The sequence below is a fragment of the Pseudomonas argentinensis genome (assembly GCF_001839655.2).
In the GTDB taxonomy this organism is placed as follows: domain Bacteria; phylum Pseudomonadota; class Gammaproteobacteria; order Pseudomonadales; family Pseudomonadaceae; genus Aquipseudomonas; species Aquipseudomonas argentinensis_B.
This window is the reverse complement of the sequence record NZ_CP056087.1, coordinates 3723265-3742372: the sequence shown is the minus strand read 5'-3', so window position 1 is coordinate 3742372 and position 19108 is coordinate 3723265. Positions and strand designations below refer to the sequence as shown.

The 19108-nt window shown below is 62.5% G+C and carries 17 protein-coding genes and 1 pseudogene; 6 read left to right on the top strand and 12 right to left on the bottom strand.

The genetic code is table 11. From position 1 onward, the window contains the following. Positions 1-124: 124 nt before the first annotated feature. The 3 genes from SA190iCDA_RS16760 to SA190iCDA_RS16750 all read right to left on the bottom strand — a co-directional run bounded on the left by SA190iCDA_RS16760 (position 125) and on the right by SA190iCDA_RS16750 (position 2780). Positions 125-1213 carry an SMP-30/gluconolactonase/LRE family protein gene (locus SA190iCDA_RS16760; protein ID WP_070886496.1) on the bottom strand — a complete coding sequence of 363 codons (1089 nt, stop codon included), beginning with the start codon at positions 1211-1213 and terminating at the stop codon, positions 125-127. Positions 1214-1449: 236 nt separating this feature from the next. Next, positions 1450-1797 carry a cupin domain-containing protein gene (locus SA190iCDA_RS16755; protein ID WP_070886495.1) on the bottom strand — a complete coding sequence of 116 codons (348 nt, stop codon included), beginning with the start codon at positions 1795-1797 and terminating at the stop codon, positions 1450-1452. Positions 1798-1922: 125 nt separating this feature from the next. Further along, positions 1923-2780, bottom strand: a complete 858-nt coding sequence (locus tag SA190iCDA_RS16750) for a DMT family transporter (protein ID WP_070886494.1) — start codon at positions 2778-2780, stop codon at positions 1923-1925. Positions 2781-3037: 257 nt separating this feature from the next. On the opposite strand from SA190iCDA_RS16750, the gene SA190iCDA_RS16745 reads away from it, so the two are divergent. Next, positions 3038-3706 carry a DUF2076 domain-containing protein gene (locus SA190iCDA_RS16745; protein ID WP_070886493.1) on the top strand — a complete coding sequence of 223 codons (669 nt, stop codon included), beginning with the start codon at positions 3038-3040 and terminating at the stop codon, positions 3704-3706. Between the two features lie 28 nt (positions 3707-3734). Here SA190iCDA_RS16745 and SA190iCDA_RS16740 read toward each other — a convergent pair. Both SA190iCDA_RS16740 and SA190iCDA_RS16735 read right to left on the bottom strand, forming a co-directional pair. Beyond that, positions 3735-4097 (bottom strand): annotated as a pseudogene (locus tag SA190iCDA_RS16740) (GGDEF domain-containing protein); the annotation flags it as partial. A 258-nt stretch (positions 4098-4355) separates the two neighbouring features. Continuing rightward, positions 4356-5024 (bottom strand): ion channel, encoded by a 669-nt coding sequence (locus SA190iCDA_RS16735; protein ID WP_070886491.1) that lies wholly within the window; start codon positions 5022-5024, stop codon positions 4356-4358. 250 nt (positions 5025-5274) lie between these two features. Between SA190iCDA_RS16735 and SA190iCDA_RS16730 the strand changes: the two genes are divergently transcribed. Both SA190iCDA_RS16730 and SA190iCDA_RS16725 read left to right on the top strand, forming a co-directional pair. Then, complete coding sequence (locus SA190iCDA_RS16730; RefSeq protein ID WP_070886490.1) at positions 5275-6018, top strand: class I SAM-dependent DNA methyltransferase; 744 nt, start codon at positions 5275-5277, stop codon at positions 6016-6018. 288 nt (positions 6019-6306) lie between these two features. Next, the gene (locus tag SA190iCDA_RS16725; protein WP_070886489.1) at positions 6307-8406 is read left to right on the top strand and encodes a TonB-dependent receptor; all 2100 of its coding nucleotides are present in this window, start codon (positions 6307-6309) and stop codon (positions 8404-8406) included. A gap of 72 nt (positions 8407-8478) precedes the next feature. On the opposite strand, the gene SA190iCDA_RS16720 is transcribed toward SA190iCDA_RS16725, so the two are convergent. Next, positions 8479-9171 (bottom strand): GNAT family N-acetyltransferase, encoded by a 693-nt coding sequence (locus SA190iCDA_RS16720; RefSeq protein ID WP_070886488.1) that lies wholly within the window; start codon positions 9169-9171, stop codon positions 8479-8481. A gap of 133 nt (positions 9172-9304) precedes the next feature. Between SA190iCDA_RS16720 and SA190iCDA_RS16715 the strand changes: the two genes are divergently transcribed. Beyond that, positions 9305-9640 (top strand): hypothetical protein, encoded by a 336-nt coding sequence (locus SA190iCDA_RS16715; RefSeq protein ID WP_070886487.1) that lies wholly within the window; start codon positions 9305-9307, stop codon positions 9638-9640. After that, positions 9624-9824 (top strand): DUF1289 domain-containing protein, encoded by a 201-nt coding sequence (locus SA190iCDA_RS16710; protein ID WP_070886486.1) that lies wholly within the window; start codon positions 9624-9626, stop codon positions 9822-9824. The genes SA190iCDA_RS16715 and SA190iCDA_RS16710 overlap by 17 nt, the downstream gene beginning before the upstream one ends. An 86-nt stretch (positions 9825-9910) precedes the next feature. Here the strand turns inward: SA190iCDA_RS16710 and SA190iCDA_RS16705 are convergent, their stop codons facing one another. From SA190iCDA_RS16705 to SA190iCDA_RS16685, 5 genes are all read right to left on the bottom strand, one after another. Continuing rightward, positions 9911-10441 (bottom strand): REP-associated tyrosine transposase, encoded by a 531-nt coding sequence (locus SA190iCDA_RS16705; protein WP_070886485.1) that lies wholly within the window; start codon positions 10439-10441, stop codon positions 9911-9913. 107 nt (positions 10442-10548) lie between these two features. Next, entirely contained in the window at positions 10549-11010 is a 462-nt protein-coding gene (locus tag SA190iCDA_RS16700) for a Bro-N domain-containing protein (protein ID WP_139159517.1), read from the bottom strand. A gap of 960 nt (positions 11011-11970) precedes the next feature. Continuing rightward, positions 11971-12954: a hypothetical protein gene (locus tag SA190iCDA_RS16695; protein WP_139159515.1), complete on the bottom strand. Its 984-nt coding sequence runs from the start codon at positions 12952-12954 to the stop codon at positions 11971-11973. Between the two features lie 94 nt (positions 12955-13048). Further along, positions 13049-14311 (bottom strand): ribonucleotide-diphosphate reductase subunit beta, encoded by a 1263-nt coding sequence (locus SA190iCDA_RS16690; protein ID WP_070886483.1) that lies wholly within the window; start codon positions 14309-14311, stop codon positions 13049-13051. A 157-nt stretch (positions 14312-14468) separates the two neighbouring features. Then, entirely contained in the window at positions 14469-17378 is a 2910-nt protein-coding gene (locus tag SA190iCDA_RS16685; RefSeq protein ID WP_070886482.1) for a ribonucleoside-diphosphate reductase subunit alpha, read from the bottom strand. 10 nt (positions 17379-17388) lie between these two features. Between SA190iCDA_RS16685 and SA190iCDA_RS23170 the strand changes: the two genes are divergently transcribed. After that, positions 17389-17511, top strand: coding sequence for a hypothetical protein (locus SA190iCDA_RS23170; RefSeq protein WP_268963855.1), 123 nt, complete (start codon positions 17389-17391; stop codon positions 17509-17511). A 611-nt stretch (positions 17512-18122) separates the two neighbouring features. Here SA190iCDA_RS23170 and SA190iCDA_RS16680 read toward each other — a convergent pair. After that, positions 18123-18956 (bottom strand): 5'-nucleotidase, lipoprotein e(P4) family, encoded by an 834-nt coding sequence (locus tag SA190iCDA_RS16680; RefSeq protein ID WP_070886481.1) that lies wholly within the window; start codon positions 18954-18956, stop codon positions 18123-18125. Between the last annotated feature and the right edge of the window lie 152 nt (positions 18957-19108).

Sequence of the window (19108 nt, the reverse complement as noted above, 5' to 3'; positions counted from 1 at the left end):
CTTGCCAACCCAAAAATGCCCGGCTTTTCAATGCCCACCTACGGTCAGCCGAGGGCCGCCGCCTCGTCGTCGACCATCCGGTTGCGGCCCGCGCGCTTGGCCGCTTGGGTACGTTTGTCGGCGTTCATACCAGGGTCGCGCCCCGCGCGTTCACGAAGATCGAATAGAGCGCATGGCTGCTGGCCATGAACAGGCGGTTGCCTTTCTCGCCGCCAAAGCACAGGTTGGCGCAGCGCTCCGGCAGTGCTATATGGCCGATGGCCTGGCCTTCGCTGTTGAACACCCGTACGCCGTCGAGTTTCTCCGGCTCGCTCTCCGGCGAGCCGTTGCTGCCCCAGCCGCACCACAGGTTGCCGAATTCATCGCATTTGATGCCGTCCAGGGCGCCGGTGTCGGTGGCCTCGATGTGCTTGCGGCGCTGGCCGAGGGTGCCGTCGTCGTTCACCGGGTAGGCCCAGACCAGGCGGTTGGGTTTGGCGCGCCCTTCGACGATGTACAGGATCTTCTCGTCCGGCGAGAAGCATAGGCCATTGGGGCCGCCCAGGTCGTCGGCCACACGAGTGACCTGCCCGGTTTCGCCGTCGATGCGGTAGACGCCGTGAGGCAACTCCGGCTCGATCTTGTAGCCCTCGTAGAAATTGCCGGTCTGGAAGGGCGGATCGGTGAACCACACCGAGCCGTCGCGCTTGGCCACCACGTCGTTCGGCGAGTTGAAGCGCTTGCCGTCGAATCGATCGGCCAGCACGGTGATGCGCCCGTCGTGTTCGGTGCGGGTGATGCGCCGGCCCAGCTCCTGGGTGGTGGAGCCTTCACAGGCGATCAGCCGGCCCTGGGTGTCGCGCACCAGGCCGTTGGCATAGTTCGAGGGTTGGCGGTAGACGCCCAGGGTCTGGCTGATCTCGTCCCAGCGCATGATGCGGTTGTTGGGAATATCGCTGACCAGCAGGTAGCGGCCGTCGCCGAACCACACCGGGCCTTCCGCCCAGCGTAGGCCATCGGCGAGCTTCTCCACGCTGGCGTTGAACAGGCGCAGCTGCAGGAAGCTGTCATCGAGCACCTGCACGGCGCTGTCGGGGTAGCGCAGGCCGAGGGGCTGGGCGGCACTGGTCAGTTGCGGCAGCAACGAGCCGGCGCTGGCGGCAGCGGCGGAGCAGATCAGCGATTGCTTGAGGAAGCGGCGGCGCGAGCTGCCGGGTGGCTGGATGTCGTTCATGTCATGTCCCTTCTTGTCGTTATCATCGGGCCGAAACGGCGTTAACAACCTACAAGATGTACGACAACCATGAAAGCTCTTATCGTGCCGGAATCACAGCGCTGCTCGCTATGGTTGCTATTTGATTGATATAAAAAGGATTCATTGGCTGGAAATGGTACGCGGGTATTGGGAGGAGTCATCCGATGACAGGCTGATCGGCCACCGCGTTGGCGGTGGCCTTGCAGCCGCAAGGGTCAGGCGAACACGAAGTACTTGCGCACCGTCTCGACCACTTCCCAGGTGCCTTTCATGCCCGGCTCGACGACGAAGATATCGCCGGCCTTGAGGTGGATCGGCGCCATGCCGTCCGGGGTGATGATGCAGTAGCCTTCCTGGAAGTGGCAGTACTCCCACTTCACGTACTCGACCCGCCATTTACCTGGCGTGCAGATCCAGGTGCCCATGATCTTGCTGCCATCGTCGCTGGTATAGGCGTTGAGGTTGACCGTGTGCGGCTCGCCCTCGATGCGCTCCCATTTGCAGGCGTCGACGACGGGCATCGGCTGGGTGTCGCGCAGTACGGTAATCGGTTTGTTGGCCATGAAGGGCTCCTGGTGGGATGAAGGTGGTTCACCTTAGGGCTCGCGTACACCCTCCGGTTGTCTGGGGTCGACATGGGCGTGCGTATTTGCGCTTAGGGTCTGCTGCCGTTTCACGCACGGCCGCCCTAGGCCGGCAGGGCGGGGCGGGCGCGCAGGGTGATGCCGGCATGCACCACCAGCGTGGCGATCACCAGCGCACCGCCGTATAGCGTGGCGTGTGCCGGCACCTCGTGCAGGACGTACCAGACCCACAGGGTGCCCAGCACGCTTTCCAGCAGGTAGAACAGCGCCACCTCGGCGGATGGCAGGTAGCGCGTGGCGCTGTTGATCAGCAAGGTGGCCACCGGCATCTGCACCAGCCCCATGATGCCCAGCGCCAGATAGCTGGCCGAATCCAGGCCGAAGGGCTGCGCCTTGGGCAGGGCGATCAGCGCGGCGACCAGCCCGCCGAGGGCGATCAGCGGCATGCGGGCCAGGCTGGAATGGCGGCGCAGCAAGGTGAGGTTGGCGCCCAACGCCGCCGAAGACAGCAGCGCATAGCCGTTGCCCAGCAGGTCGCTGGCGGCAAAGGAGCCGGCGAACACCAGCACGATGCCCAGCGTCGCCACGCCGATCGCCAGCCAGGTGCGCAGTGCCACCGCCTCGTTCAGGAACAAGCGTGTGAACAGCGCGGCGAACAGCGGCGCGGTACTGAGGATGACCACCACATTGGCCACCGTGGTGTGCACGATCGCCAGCACGAAGAAGATCGAGATCAGCGCCAGCAGCACCGCCGACGCGGCCCCCGACAGCGGCTTGGCGCGCAGGCTCGCGCGGCTGCTGGCCGACAGCGAAAAGGCGCCCAGGGCGATGAACATCAGCAAGCCGCGCCAGAACACGATGCTCCAGCCGTCCGCCTCTACCAGGCGCACCAGCAGCCCATCGAAGCTGAGCAGCACGATGCCGCTGGTGACCAGCAGCAGGCCGCGCGCCGAGTCTTTCATGGGGCTTTCCTTGTCGTTATGGGGTACTGCCCGATCATCGCTCCATCTTGGTGCGTCGGCCTGCCCAGATACGCCGCCGGGAGAGGCGTTCGCGACCTGGCCACTGGCCGGCACGGCCTGCATAACCGCGCCGCTGGGTTTAGCAGGCCAGCCCGGAACTTGTAATTTTGTCGCTCACTCCAATATACGATCGAGCGGCGCCGGGCGCCGCGCGGCATCGTGAACAGGGACGTGCATTTCTCCCAAGCGAGGCACCCATGAATTCCGAAGAGCAAACCCTGATCGATGGCCTGTTCACCCGCCTGCAAGAAGCCGAGCACGAGGGTGGGCTGCGCGATACCGAAGCCGAGGCGCAGATCAGAAACCACCTGGCCCGCCAGCCCGCCGCGCCCTATTACATGGCCCAGGCGCTGTTGATCCAGGAGGCCGCCATCAAGCGTCTGGACCAGCGCGTGCGGGGACTGGAAGCCCAGGCGGCGGATGCGCAGCGCCAGCGCTCAGGTGGTGGCGGCTTTCTTTCCGGGTTGTTCGGGGGCGGGCAGCCGGCCAATGCACCGAGCCAGCGCCCGGCCGGCTGGGGCGAAACGCGCTTTTCCCAGCACGCCAATGCCGCACCCGTGGCACCGGCCGGCATGTCGGGCGCCGCACCAGCTGCCCAGGGCGGCGGCTTCATGCGCGGCGCGTTGCAGACGGCAGCCGGTGTGGCCGGCGGGGTGATGGTGGCGGATCTGCTGACCAGCATGTTCCATCACAACCAGCCCCAGGAGATCGTCGAAGTCATTCGCGAGGACGCGCCCCTGCAGGACAGTTTCGGCAGTGGCCTGGACGATACCCCTTACGCGGGCAGCAGCGACATGAGCAACGATATCGACACCGATGCCTTCGACAGTTCGGACTTCTTCGACGACGACAGCATGTTCAGTTGAGGCCGTTGACCTGGGTAGCGCCGGGCGGTTAGCCCGTCAGCGCTGCGGCGTTGGCGGTGCGGTCCACCAGGCGCAGGCTGTCACGCCCGCCGCGCTTGGACTGGTACAGCGCCGCGTCACCCTGTTCGATCAGCGCCGCCAGGCTGGCCGGGGGCTGGTCGAACAGGCTGGCACCGATGCTCAGGGTCACGGCGTCAGGCGTGGCGAGCGCCTGGGCGGCGGTGCTCTGAAACTGCTGGCGCAGCAGGTCGCCCACGCCGGCGATGCGCTCCGGGGAAGCATCCCTGAGCAGCATCACGAACTCGTCGCCGTCCAGCCGCGCCCCCAAGGAGCCCTCCGGCAAGCTGCGGCGGGTCATCTCGCCCAGGGCGACCGGCAACTGGTCACCCGACTCCGACGAAGAACAGCCAGTGCGAGGTCACCAGCAGGCCATTCGATGGCCAGGTAGAGAGAGGCCGCCAACGCCAGGGCGATGGTCATCGTCAGCAGGATCAGGGGATCGAGCGCCACGGGGTAATCGGCCTTTCTTTACGGGTCGAAGATGTGAGCTGCCGATTTGCCGGCAGCGAATCGGCTATGGCTTCGAGCATTGCCAGGTTTTATGAACGTGCAGGTGCTGGCGCCGGTTCGTCAATGCCCGCCGCGTGCCTCACGGGCCGCTGTGTTTCGGCCTGACCGTCAGGCTGATCATGCGCGTGACCACCAGGCCGATATACATCACCCCGGCGAACTGTTCGAGCATCACCAGTGCACGCGCGAAAGGCCGAAGCGGCATGATATCGCTCAGCCCGACGCCCGACAGGACGGTAAAGCTCAGGTACAGCAACTCCACCCAGGTGCGCTGCGCCTCGGGATTGATCGCCGCGGTGAAGCTGCCAGGGCTGACCAGCTGGCACACCGAAAAGGCATGGGCGAAAGCCCAGGCCAGCAGGGTAAAGGTGGCGCCGACCGCGAACAGCTCGTCGGTACTCGCGCGCTCGTCTTCCATCATGTAGGCGATCAGGCTGCCAGCGGCATAGAAATAGAAGCTCGACTCCAGCGCCGCCAGCAGGATCGACAGTGTGGTGTTGCTCTCGAACTCCACGGCCACGGTCAGTGCCAGGATGCACGCCGCCTGGGTGAAGGCGATCCACTGGATGGTCGGGCTGCTGCGCACCATGCGCAGCGACATCGCCAGCACCACGATGCCAAAGGCGCCGACGATGGCCCGCCCCTCGGACAGCTGCTCCATGAAGGGGTAGAGCACGATGCCCAGCAACTGCACGAACAGCAGGCTGGCGGAGGGGTAGCGGAGCAGGTAGGTATGAGCCTTGGGCATCGGAGTCGACCGGGCGAGGGAGGTATGCAGCGGGGCTGCATTTTGCCGGGCAGTCTAATGGATCGCCAGCGCCGCGTAAGCTGCCGTTCGCCGCCGGGCACCCGGCAGGATGTTGCACCTAGGGCGGCCATTACCCGGCTTCATCTGCAGGGGAGGCGGGCGCTCGCCGGCAGCGAATAGTCGCGGCGCCGCGCGGGATTTCGGCTATGATCCGCCACCCTCGAAAACACCCCGCCATGGTCAGGTTCCGATGCCCGTCAACGCCCTCTATACGGACCTGTCCGACTACTACGACCTGATGTGCGCCGATATCGACTACCGGGCGCAAAGCCAGGCGGTGCAACGCCTGCACCAGTTGTTCGGCAACGGCGGCACACGGCACCTGGACCTGGCCTGTGGCACCGGGCCCCACGTCCGGCATTTTCTCGATACGGGCTTTCGGAGCAGCGGGCTGGACATCAACCAGCCGATGCTCGACAAGGCCGCCATCCGCTGCCCCGAGGCAAACTTCGCCGTGCAGGACATGTGCGCGTTCAGCGTCGCCGAGCCGGTCGACCTGATCACCTGTTTTCTCTACTCGCTGCACTACAGCGCGACCACCGCGCGGCTGGCGGCCTGCCTCGCCGATGTTCACCGTGCGTTGCAGCCCGGCGGCCTGTTCTGCTTCAACGCGGTCGACAGAACCCGAATCGACAATCGCTTGTTCGCCGCCCATACCGTGGACAGCGATGAAGGCCGCTTCACCTTCAGTTCCGGCTGGCACTACAGCGGTGCGGGCGAGCAGCAGGCGCTGCGTTTGCGCATCGACAAGACCACGGGCGATGAAACCCTGACCTGGAACGACGAACACCCCATGGTCGCGGTGAGCTTCGCCGAGCTGGAGTCGTTACTGCAGCCGCACTTCGAGGTGCATGTGCTGGAGCACGACTACCAGCGCATCCTGCCCCTCAGTCAGGGCGCGGGTAATGCGCTGTTCGTTTGCGTGAAGCGTTAGCGAGCGCCTCTGGAAAGGATGCCCACTGCTCCGTGGGAGCGGCTTTAGCCGCGATCCTATCATCGCCCTCAAAGCTGATCGCGGCTGAAGCGGATCGCCGCCCGGCCGCTCCCACGCGTTTGTGTATCGAAAGGAAGTTCGCACTAGTGAGGCGCTACAGCACTGTGACTCAGGCTCGATGCCCGGAGAATCGCCGTACGTAAATATGAATGCGACTCTATTTCGCAAGTAAACGCAAAGCATTACCATTCGCGCGCCAAAAACAACCCTCACTGGATGCGCTCCTTCATGCCTGCCTCTTTGCGTCTCATACCCGTTTCGCTTGGCTTCTCCGTCCTACTGACTACCGGTTTCACCCAGGCTGCACCGATCGTGCTGCCGGAAACCTCGATCAACGCCGACCGCGATGCCAAGGCCGACAACCCGCGCACCAGGGAAGTCAGCACCGCCACCCGCACCGCCACGCCGGTGCGCTACGTGCCCCAGGCCATCGACTCGGTGAAGACCGCCAACGTCCTCGACTACGGCACCAATGACCTGGCCACGGCGCTGAGCGGCATTCCCAACGTCAGTAGCGCGGCGGATACCCGCTTCGACGGCCTGCGTATCCGCGGCTTCGAGGCCAGCAACGACTTCTACCTCGATGGTGTGCGCGACGACAGCCAATATGTGCGCGACCTGCACAACATCGAGCGCATCGACGTGCTCAAGGGGCCGGCGGCGGTGCTCTATGGGCGCGGCAGCCAGGGCGGCATCGTCAACCGCATCAGCAAGATGCCCGAGGCCGGGCGCCGCTCCAGCCTCGAGGCCCAGGGCGGCAGCGAGGACATGCGCAGCCTGTACGCCGACCTGAGTGCCGAGGCGAGCGAGAACGTCAGCCTGCGCCTGAACATGGGCAATCAGGACGCCAACAGTTTTCGCGATGGCATCTCCAGCCACCGTCAGCTGTTCGCCCCTGCCATCAGCTGGCAGCTGACGCCCCGGCTCAACTGGCTGGCGCAGTACGAATTCAGCCGCTTCGAGCGCACCCCGGATCGCGGTATTCCCGGCGTGAACGGCCGTCCGGCCGACGTGAAGCGCGAGACCACCTACGGCGACGACCGCGACTACATCGACGACAAGGCACAATCGCTGCGCTCCAAGCTGACCTACGAGCTGAATGACAACTGGCAGCTGCGCCAGACCTTGAGCCTGTTCAAGCTCGAAAGCGACTTCGACAACACCTACCTGACCGCTGCCACTGCAGCGACCAACCGCGTGACCCGCCAACGCTGGCAGCAGGATTTGCAGACCCGCAACCTCTTCAACAACCTGGAGGCCGAAGGCATGGTGGATACCTTCGGCTTCGAGCATCGCCTGTTGACCGGGGTCGAGATCGGCAGCCAGCGCCGCGATCCGAAGCTCTACACCTCGCTCCCTGCCAACCGCGGCGGCCAGGCGGTGCCAACGCTCGATCTCTACAACCCGGACCGCAGCCAGAGTCATGCCGGGCCCATGATGGCCTCCAGCAACAACCACACCGAAGTGGAAAGCCGGGCGGTCTACGTGCAGGATCAGTTGCGCCTGAACGAGCAATGGCAACTGCTGGCAGGCCTGCGTCACGACCGCTTCGAAGTGGCAACCACCAACAAGCTGCGCGGCATCGAGGACGGTCGCGACAACAACAGTACCAGCCCGCGCGTCGGCCTGGTCTGGACGCCGCTGCCGGAGCATTCCTTCTACGCCTCGTGGAGCAAGAGCTACTCGCCGGTGGGCGGTGGCCTGATCGGCATCACGCCCGGTGCATCCGGCAATGCCAACGATCTGGACCCGGAGCTCACCCGGCAGAAAGAAGTCGGCGTGAAGAGCGACTGGCTGGATGACCGCCTGAGCACCACCTTCGCCCTCTACGAGCTGGAACTCTACAACCGCCGTACCACCGACCCGAACGACCCGACCCTGACCATCCTCACCGGCCTGCAACGCTCGCGCGGTATCGAACTCACGGCCACCGGCCAACTGGCCGGCAACTGGTACCTGCGCGGCGGTATCGGCCTGCAGGACGCCACCATCGTCAAGGACAACAACGGCCTGGAAGGCAACCGCGTCAGCAATGTCGCCAAGCGCAATGGCAGCCTGTTCCTGACCTGGAAACCGGAGCAGGGCTGGTACGCCGAAACCGGCCTGACCCTGGTCGGCAGTCGCTTCGCCGACAACCAGAACACCACCGTGCTGCCGGGCTATGGCCGTTGGGATGCATTGGCCGGCTTGCGCCAAAAGGACTGGGACCTGCGCGCCGCGCTGAACAACCTCACCGACCGCACCTACCACAGCTCGGCGACCAGCGCCGGGCAGATTCGTGTCGGCGAGCCGCGCAACCTGGTCGTCACCGCCACCTACAGCTTCTGACGCTAAGTCGACGGCAGGCTCCGCCGCCTGCAGCGCTGGCTACCTCGCCAGCGCTGCAGGGCAACGCGCGCCTTAGTGCAGCGTCGGCGTCAGCCTTTCAGCAACCAGTTGGCGCGCCTGACGGGCCAACTGATCCAGGTGATAGTCGCGCTGTTTCTCGGCTTCGCTCATGGCCTTCTTGCCATGCTGCTTGAGCAGGTAGGCGTGGATCTGCCGCACCTCGGTGGACTGGAACACCGGTGCCAGATCCTGCACGGCCACCAGGCCATCGGAGCGCTGGTCACGGGTGTTCATCAGCACCTGCGGCCCTTGCGCGGCCAGCACCTGCAGGCCCATGGCCTCGAAGGTCGGCACCTTGCCGGCCACGCAGGCCAGCTCCAAATGGGGATGAGACCTAGTGATGCGTTGCAGCATGGCCCGGGCGATGCCGCACCGGCGGTGGCTGGCCGCAACGGCCATATAGGCGAGGGTGCAGGCGTCGGCATCGTCCTGGCTGGGCAGGTACAGGGCGAAACCCAGCACCACGGCAGGGTCCTGATCATCCAGGGCCAGCAGCAGCTGCGTGGGGCTATCGGCTTCGCCATTCATGGCCTGCAGGTACAGGTGCACTTCAAAGCCGATCACGTACTGGTACAGCTGGAACAGCGGGTTGCTGGGCGTGAGCGGCACCGGGCTGATATCGCTGAAATAATCCACCACCATCTGCAGCACCTGGGCTTTGAGGGACTCGGGTGGCGAGGCATCGAGGTGGGTGAGGGTGAACATCGGGGCGGGCTCTTGTTAAAACGGCGAGCGCCATTGTAACCCGAGGGGCCGGCGGGCGTTGTGGCCGAGGACCTATGGATGGGCCTTGTCGGGTAACATGGCGGCGCACCCGACACCGATCCGGAAGGGCCTTATGGCAGCCTCGAAACGAACATATGCAGGCATCGAACGCGAGCTGATTCGCACCCTCACCGACGCCTGCGAAACGGCAAAGAGCGAGATCGTCGGCTTCCAGTGGCTCACCCATGAGGTGAACTACGCACGCTTTCCAGAGAGCCTGATCGTCACCTGGATGTTCGACAGCGAGGCCAGCAAGGCGCGGGCCCTGGCGGGCGCGGACAAGGCCAGGATGCTGGCGCTGACCCTGGCCGCGTTCGAGGCGGTGGGCATCAGCGTGTCCCGTATCAATGAGCACGTGGCGTTTTCGGTCGAGCAGCCGGCAGGGGGCAAGCGTGGCCAAGGACATTGAAAACCCCTGCGTGTCGCTGTGCCAGCTCAACAGTGAACTGTGCGTCAGCTGCGGCCGCACGCGGGAAGAAATCCGCAAATGGCGGGGCATGAAACGCCCGGAAAAGATGGCTACCGTGCAGAAGGCGGCGGCGCGGATGAAGGCGATTGCCAAGAAGAAGGGCAAAGGGCAGAAGCCCGATTGATCGTTTCCCAAGCTCTGCGTGGGAATGCAGTCACGTAGGGTGGATGACGCTCTTTTCATCCACCATAGCGATATAACGTCGAACCCTTATTCTCCATAGCCCCGATCAAGCCGCTCGGGCTCTACACACCAGCCCGCGGGATAGACGCCCATCGCCACCGCACGGTGAAAACTCGAATAAGGCCAATCCTCCAGCTGCTCGACGTAGCCATGTTTAAGCGGGTTGATGTGGATGTAATCGAAGTGCTGCTGGTAGTCCCGTTCGTCACGAATCAGGTGTTCCCAATAACGTCGTTGCCAGATACCGCGCTCGCGGCGGCGTTGCTGATTGACCGTGCGTGTCTCGGTAATGGGCAGACGTTTGGCGAAGGCGAACTTGATCACCTTCCAACGTAGGGCGAAGTTGGCATCGCCCGGCGGTAGCGTCCACAGGCAGTGCATGTGGTCGGGCAGCACCACCCAGGCGTCGATATGAAAAGGGTGCCGTGCCCGCGTGGCGCGCACGGTTTCGCGCAGCAGGTCGACTTCGCGGGTCAGAAGGTCGCTGGTGCGATCACGCAGATTGACGGTGAAGAAGTAGGTGGCGCCAGGAACCTGGGCGCGGCGGTAGTCGGGCATGGCGGCTCATCCTTGAGCAGTGTGTTGCCTGAACCATGGTGGACAAGCTTCGCGTTGTCCACCCTACAGTCATTTTTTGTGTCGCGTAGGAGGGATCGGACTACCTGCTAGCCAGGCCGATACGGCATCCACACATCGCCCTGCCAGTGCAGCAGTGACAGGCCCTGGCGGTTTTCGCGGCGCGGGCGGCGAGTGTTCGCCGGCTCGCCCTCGCGCAGCGTCGGCACCACGTCGGCGCTGAGCCAGCGGCGGATGCAGCGGTTTTCCGGGTGGTAATAGTGGATCAGCGCGGCGTACACGCCGGATTCGCTGATCAGCCGGGTCGTCTCGGGCTGGCCGTGAGTGTTGAGCAGTATCGCATCGAGCAGCTGGTCGGCGTCCAGCGTGCGGGTAACGCGTTCTTCCAGGTGCGGTTGGCCGATCAGCCGGCCCAGGTCGCGGGTGCAGAACCAGCAGTGTGGTTCGAGCAGCAGGGCACGCAGTTGGCGGCGGTGGCGGGTGAAGGTCGTCGGGATCAGGGTTTCGCCGGGGAGGGCGGGTATGGTGGGGAATGCGGATTGAGTTGGCATATCCATTACCTCAATGGAATATACCGCTGCTTTCGGGAGCAGTATTGCCGCTGCGTGAAGCGTTTCTTAGGCGCTGTGGCTCAGGGTAGGGATGTAATTGTGGATGGTCAATGTGTCCGGGCGTAGGGTGGATGACGCTCTTTTCATCCACCATTGCGGTGGTGGGACGAACACGTACGGCATGAACTCGCCGCTTTTGTGTCGTTGCCAATAATGGTTCCGCCCTTACGGCGGCTCACTTTTGGCAAACGCCCCAAAAGTAAGCAAAAAGGCTTGCCCCTGGCATCCGGCCCGACTTCGTCGGGTTCCCTCGCTCCATCGTCGTTCCAGGGGCACGCCGCGAAGGGCCATCCCTGGCCCATCGCGGCTCTCGCGGCATCCATGCCGCTCAACCCCCTCCACAACGATTCCACTCGGCCTCCTGACGGGGCGTTTGGCGTCGCCTGTGATATCTGTGTTCCAGCATCAAACAAAACGAGAGCATCGCGGCTAACGCCGCGATGCTCTCGTTTTGCCTTTGCTTTTGCTCCGTCTTCCACAAAACGTTCAAGCGCCGCGATCCCCGAATCCCGTCAGGAGGCCGAGTGGAGGTGCTGTGGAGAGCGGCGTTTGGCATGGATGCCAAACGAGGAGTGATGGGCCAGGGATGGCCCTTCGCGACGACCCTCGGAACAGTGCCGGAGCGAGAGGAGTTGAGCGTAGCGAAACCCGGATGCCGGGCGCGCTTTCTCTTTGGTTACTTTCTGCGCGAGTAAAGAGAAACGGAGCGCAGCGGAGTAACAGCCGAAGGCTGGCCCGAAGGGCGAGCGAAGCGAGTCAAGTGACTCGCCGTAAGGGCGAAACCAGTAAAAGAGGGCGACGGAGAAAATAAATCTCTTTTTCTTGTCCCCTTTTTCTGTTGCCTGAACCAGGGTGGACAAGCTTCGCGTTGTCCACCTTACTCGCTGAGAACTGATGAAGTTAATTAGGCTGCTCTGTCGGTGTTGAACTTGTAATTAATCGTGACTCTGGAGTTTTGAAGATCTCGTCGTTGATTTCTATAGATTGAGAGTGGCCAACCAGTTTGTTTAGCTGTTTTGCCATTGAAAGTGCTGCGCTTTTGATTGTCTCATCCATTTCGGCTGTGGGTATGCCATTAGCATTAAGTACTTCTCTGATTTTTAGAAGACTTGCTAGCGTATCCGAATTCTCACGGATTTCTATGGCCTCGTTAGGTTGTCGGATTTGACTAAAGAAGTACTCTGAGCCTTGGCTGATTATTATTGTTGCTATTGCGACGACTAGCGGGTTAGCGGATATTTTGGCAAAGAAACTGCCGGATTCAATTTTTTCTATCGTAACGCCGGCTTCAGTCATGCTCATGTCTAGCATGTTGCAGCAGGTCTCAATAATTCTTGTTAGTGACAGAAGTTTGGTTGAGAAGTCTTCAAGATCTGTTTCACCAGGAATATAAATCCTGATGCTAGGGTTTGATTGATTTCCCTGTGATGGCTCAATGACGTTTTTTACTAGGCGGATTTGGTGTAATGCAAGGTTTAGATCTCTGCCAGCAATTACAAGATCTATGCAGTTTGATATATCTTTGGTGTGTATGTAGCTATCAAAAGCATCAATAAAGTTTTCTGCTGCTATGGTCGCGGTTTGAAATGGCTTGCTTTCTATGTTTTCTGTTAGATTTTTTATGCGATTTGCTGATACGACGATTGTACTTGTTCGTGCGGCGCGAACGGCAGAGCTTACTTCGCTTGTTATCTGGCTTTGCACTGAGCTGGCTGTGCTGTTTACTTCATTTGGATTGCCAGACTTTGATAGTACTTTCAGCAGATATTTGTTGAAGTCTCTATGGAATTCGGTGAGAGCCTTTATAAGGTCTAGAAAACTTTCTTCTTGCTCTATACTGTCTAGCGTTCTTGAAAATTTCTCAGAAAGTTTCTCAATGATCAATTTAGAATTCCCTTTCTACTTATAACTGATTTTTTGCAATACGAAGCCAGCAGTTGGAGCAGGAATTGTCTCCAACTGCTGTGGCTAAGGCTTATCAATCCCAGCTCAACGCCCCACCAGTCTGATACTCGATCACGCGGGTCTCGAAGAAGTTCTTCTCCTTCTTGAGGTCCATGATTTCGCTCATCCACGGGAACGGGTTGGTGGTGCCTGGGTATTCTTCTTTCAGGCCGATCTGGGTCAGGCGGCGGTTGGCGATGAATTTGAGGTAATCCTCCATCATCGCCGCGTTCATGCCCAGTACGCCGCGGGGCATGGTGTCGCGTGCGTATTCGATTTCCAGCTGGGCGCCCTGCAGGATCATCTGGGTCGCCTCGTCCTTCATGGTGGCGTCCCACAGGCTCGGGTTCTCGATCTTGATCTGGTTGATCATGTCGATACCGAAGTTCAGGTGCATGGACTCGTCACGCAGGATGTACTGGAACTGCTCGGCGGTGCCGGTCATCTTGTTGCGGCGGCCCATGGAGAGGATCTGGGTGAAGCCGCAGTAGAAGAAGATACCTTCGAGTACGCAGTAGTAGGCGATCAGGTTCTTGAGGAACTGGCGGTCGGTTTCCGGGGTGCCGGTTTCGAACTTGGGATCGGAGATCGAGCGGGTGTACTTGAGGCCCCAGGAGGCTTTCTTCGCGACGCTCGGGATCTCGTGGTACATGTTGAAGATCTCGCCTTCATCCATGCCCAGCGATTCGATGCAGTACTGGTAGGCGTGGGTGTGGATCGCTTCCTCGAAGGCCTGGCGCAGGATGTACTGGCGGCACTCGGGGTTGGTGATCAGGCGGTACACGGCCAGTACCAGGTTGTTGGCGACCAGGCTGTCGGCGGTGGAGAAGAAGCCCAGGTTGCGCTTGACGATGCGGCGCTCGTCTTCGGTCAGGCCGTCGGCGGACTTCCACAGGGCGATGTCCGCGGTCATGTTCACTTCCTGGGGCATCCAGTGGTTGGCGCAACCATCCAGATACTTCTGCCAGGCCCAGTCGTACTTGAAGGGTACGAGCTGGTTGAGGTCGGCGCGGGCGTTGATCATCTGCTTGTCGCCGACTTCCACGCGCGCGGAGCTGCCTTCGAGCTCGTCCAGGCCTTCCTGGATGTCGAGGTCGTTGAGGGCTTGTTTGGCGCGGGCTACGGCGGCGGAGTCGTTGGCGTCGACGGCGCGGGCTTCGAGGGCGGCGTTGCCGCCGACCTGGTTGAGTTTCTCCAGGCTCATGTCGGCACCGGCCTGGGCCTGTGCAGCGGTGTTCTTGGCGGGGGAGGCGGCTTCGGCGCCGTCTTCCTTGTCGAATTCATCCCAGCTCAGCATGAGGGGGGCTCCTTTGAGGAGCAGCTTCAAGCTCTGAGCTTCAAGCTGCAAGTGGTTGGGTGGTGGCGGGGAGGGCGGTTCCATCCCCGCGAGCAGCACACGGTCGGCCATGTTGTGCGGTCAGCTTGGCGCTGACCGCTTGCAGCTTACGGCTGCGTTATTGGCAGGCTTCGCAGTCCGGCTCGTCGATGGCGCAGGCCTTCGGAACCGGCGCCGGGCCAGGGGAGGCCTGGGTGGCCGGCGCGGCAGCCGGGGCTGCGACGAGGCCTTGGTCGCCACCACTGGACACGGCGTTGAGCTTGCCGGTGTTGATGGTGGACTTCTCGGTGCTGGTAGCGGCCAGGGCACGGAGGTAGTAGGTGGTTTTCAGGCCACGGTACCAGGCCATGCGGTAGGTCACGTCGAGCTTCTTGCCCGAAGCGCCAGCGATGTACAGATTGAGCGATTGCGCCTGGTCGATCCACTTCTGGCGACGGCTGGCCGCATCGACGATCCACTTGGTGTCGACTTCGAAGGCGGTGGCGTACAGGTCCTTCAGGTCTTGCGGGATGCGCTCGATCTGCTGCACGGAGCCGTCGTAGTACTTCAGGTCGTTGACCATGACCGGGTCCCACAGGCCGCGGTTCTTGAGGTCGCGAACCAGGTAGGGGTTGATCACGGTGAATTCGCCGGAGAGGTTCGACTTCACGTAGAGGTTCTGGTACGTCGGCTCGATGGACTGCGACACGCCAATGATGTTGGAGATGGTCGCGGTCGGCGCGATGGCCATGATGTTGGAGTTACGAATGCCTTTCTTGACGCGCTCGCGCACCGGTGCCCAGTCCAGGGTCTCGTCCAGGTTGACGTCGATGTACTTGGCGCCACGGGCCTCGATGAGGATCTGCTGGGAGTCCAGCGGCAGGATGCCCTTGCTCCACAGCGAACCATCGAAGGTTTCGTAGGCGCCGCGCTCGTCGGCCAGGTCGCAGGACGCCTGGATGGCGTAGTAGCTGATCGCTTCCATGGAGCGGTCGGCGAATTCCACCGCGGCGTCGGAGCCGTAGGCGATGTGCTGCAGGTACAGGGCGTCCTGGAAGCCCATCAGGCCGAGGCCGACCGGACGGTGCTTGAGGTTGGAGTTCTTGGCCTGGGGCACGCTGTAGTAGTTGATGTCGATGACGTTGTCGAGCATGCGCACGGCGGTCTTCACGGTGCGACCGAGCTTGGCGGTGTCCAGCTTGCCGTCATTGATGTGGTTGACCATGTTGATCGAGCCCAGGTTGCAGACCGCGATCTCGTCCTTGTTGGTGTTCAGGGTGATCTCGGTGCACAGGTTGGAGCTGTGTACCACGCCCACGTGCTGCTGCGGGCTGCGCAGGTTGCATGGGTCCTTGAAGGTCAGCCACGGGTGGCCGGTCTCGAACAGCATCGAGAGCATCTTGCGCCACAGGTCCTTGGCCTGGATGGTCTTGTACAGCTTGATCTTGCCGTACTCGATCAGGGCTTCGTAGTACTCGTAGCGTTCTTCGAAGGCCTTGCCGGTCAGGTCGTGCAGGTCCGGCACTTCGCTCGGGCTGAACAGGGTCCACTTGCCGTCTTCGAAGACGCGCTTCATGAACAGGTCCGGAATCCAGTTGGCGGTGTTCATGTCGTGGGTACGACGACGGTCGTCACCGGTGTTCTTGCGCAGCTCGAGGAATTCCTCGATGTCCATGTGCCAGGTTTCCAGGTAGGCGCACACGGCGCCCTTGCGCTTGCCGCCCTGGTTGACCGCCACGGCGGTGTCGTTGACCACCTTGAGGAACGGCACCACGCCCTGGGATTTGCCGTTGGTGCCCTTGATGTAGGAGCCCAGCGCGCGCACCGGGGTCCAGTCGTTGCCCAGGCCGCCGGCGAATTTGCTCAGCATGGCGTTGTCGTGGATGGCGCCGTAGATGCCCGACAGGTCGTCTGGCACGGTGGTCAGGTAGCACGACGACAGCTGCGGGCGCAGGGTGCCGGCGTTGAACAGGGTCGGGGTCGACGCCATGTAGTCGAACGAGGAGAGCAGGTTGTAGAACTCGATGGCACGCTCTTCACGGTTCTTCGGCTCTTCGATGGCCAGGCCCATGGCCACGCGCATGAAGAACACCTGGGGCAGTTCGAAGCGTACGCCATCCTTGTGGATGAAGTAGCGGTCGAACAGGGTCTGCAGGCCCAGGTAGGTGAACTGCTGGTCGCGCTCGTGGTTCAGCGCCTTGCCCAGCTTCTCCAGGTCGTACTCTTTGAGTTTCGGGTCGAGCAGTTCGAACTGCGCGCCGGCTTCGACGTAGGCCGGCAGGGCCTTGGCGTACAGCTCGGCCATCTCGTGGTGAGTGGCGCTGGCGGCGATGTTGAGGAAGCTCAGGGCCTCGGCGCGGATGTTGTCCATCAGCAGGCGGGCGGTGACGTAGCTGTAGTTCGGCTCACGCTCGACCAGGGTACGGGCGGTCATCACCAGGGCGGTGTTGACGTCCTTCTGGTTCACGCCGTCGTACAGGTTCTTCAGGGTTTCCTTCTGGATCAGCGCGCCGTCGACTTCCAGCAGGCCTTCGCAGGCTTCGGAAATGATGGTGTTGAGGCGGCCCATGTCCAGTGGCTCGAGGCTGCCGTCGGCGAGGGTGACGCGGATGCTCGGGTGCGGCTCGGCGATGCCGCTGCCGGCATCGGCGCTCTTGCGCTTGTTGGCCTGGGCTTCGCGGTAGATCACGTAGTCGCGGGCGACTTTCTGCTCGCCGGCGCGCATCAGGGCCAGTTCGACCTGGTCCTGGATCTCTTCGATATGGATGGTGCCGCCGGACGGCATGCGACGCTTGAAGGTCGCGGTGACCTGCTCGGTCAGGCGCGCGACGGTGTCATGGATGCGCGACGAGGCGGCGGCGGTGCCGCCTTCCACTGCGAGGAACGCCTTGGTGATGGCCACGGTGATCTTGTCACCGGTGTAAGGCACCACGGTGCCGTTACGCTTGATCACACGCAGTTGGCCCGGGGCGGTGGCGGCCAGATCCTGAGGGGCGTCGCCCTGAGGCACGTTGGCCTGAGGGTTCTCACGAGTGGTGTCGGTGTGCATGAAGGTCTCCATGATCAATGAAATTTTCAGGGCGAAGCTTGTGTCGCTGATCGACGTGGTACCTGGCGTTCATCCCAATCGACAAAGCCTGCGCCTGCACGGGAGGCAGCAGGGTGTTGCAAAAAGGCGGTGATGGACCGGTCGAGGCGCTGCTCGACGGCGGTCGGTACTGTTCGATGCCGGAACGCTTCGTCCCTGGCGTTTACTGGTGCTTCCTGCTGTGCGCGGCCACTACATGTAGTGTTGCCGGTGCAAGCGCGGCGAGCGGTGTCCTAGTAGTGGCCAAACGAGGCGAATCGTTCAATGCCGATGTAGCTATTTACGCCGGAGCGCGGTATCGACTCACATTTCAGTGCACCGAAACCGCGCTGGGCATGGACTTTTTCAGCGCATTTGTGCTTGGGTCCGTTTGTGCCAGAAACCCAACATATAGGGGTTTGGCGAACTGGGGATACAAGATAGTGCGGTAAGGGCCGTAAGGCAAGCCCTGCAGGCTGTGGATAAATCTGTGGGTTAGTCCGGGGTAAGTGGCGCAAATGCCCATGGTTGCTGGCGGTGCCAGGGGTTGTGATTTGGCCGGGCGGCCGCTTGCCGCAGGCAGTTTTTTTTCGCCGCTGGGCGCGCGGTTTTCACTTCGTCAGCAAAACACAATATGTAGGGTTTCTCGCTGAGTTGTGGCCTGCAATATGCAGATGCCCGCGGGCCTGGGTTGCGCCGGCGTCACCTGGCGGTTTGCCTGGCGATTTACGGCAGAATCAGCGCCTCGTGCTTGAGTGCCCGCTTGCGGGCATCGGGCAATTCGTCGCGGTCCTGATAGGGCGCGGTGTACCAACTCCCATAGGTGGGGTTGGGCAGCAGGAACCAGCGTTGGCCGAACCATGCCAGGTACGGCGCCGCGGCCTGGCGCTGCGCGTCCAGGCGATTGGGCGCGGCAATGAAGTCGCCGTAGCTGTCGCCCACCATCAGCAGCACCCGCGCGCGCTCGCCCACCCACTGGCGGCGGCAGGTCTTGTCCGAGCCCGCTTGCTGGCAACCGCCAATGGCCATGCCAGCGGTGAGGATCTGCCCGACATCACTGATGGGAAAGCCGGCCTGACGCAGGTTGCGCAGGGTGTCGGTTTCCTGCCCCGGTTCGCGGTTGGTCAGGTAGTAGGGGGTGACGCCCAGCCGGGCGGCCGCCTGCATGAAGGCCACCGAGCCGGGCAGGGCGCGGGCCTCGGCCTTTTCCACCCAGCGGTACCACTCGGCATAGTCGTAGGCGCCGCCATCGACCACCGCCTTGGCGTTCACCGGAGTGTTGTCGAGCAGGGTCTCGTCGATATCGACGATCAGCGCCGGCGGCAGGCCGCTGAGGTCGCGCGGCGCCTGGGCGAGGGCGTCCCATTCGGGGTCGGCCAAAGCAGGCTGCAGTTGGCGGGTCGCGGCGGCGTAGATCTGCTGGTAGAGCACCTCGTGCTCGATGGCGGTCTGGGTCCACAGCACGGCATCGAGCTGGTCATGGCCCTTGGGTGTTTGCTGGCAGCCGGTGAGCAGGGTGCCGAGCAGGGCAATGACCAGGGCGGGGGCAGCGCTACGCATGGGAGGGTCCTCGAGGTTGGTCGATGATGATTGGAGGGGCAGGGCTGGGGTGCCTAGGGGCTGCAGGAGCCTGTGGGAGCGGGCGGGGACGCCTAGTTCATGCCCGCGAAAATCACCGGCATGGCTCGTTCCCACAGGGTGTGGTGATCAGC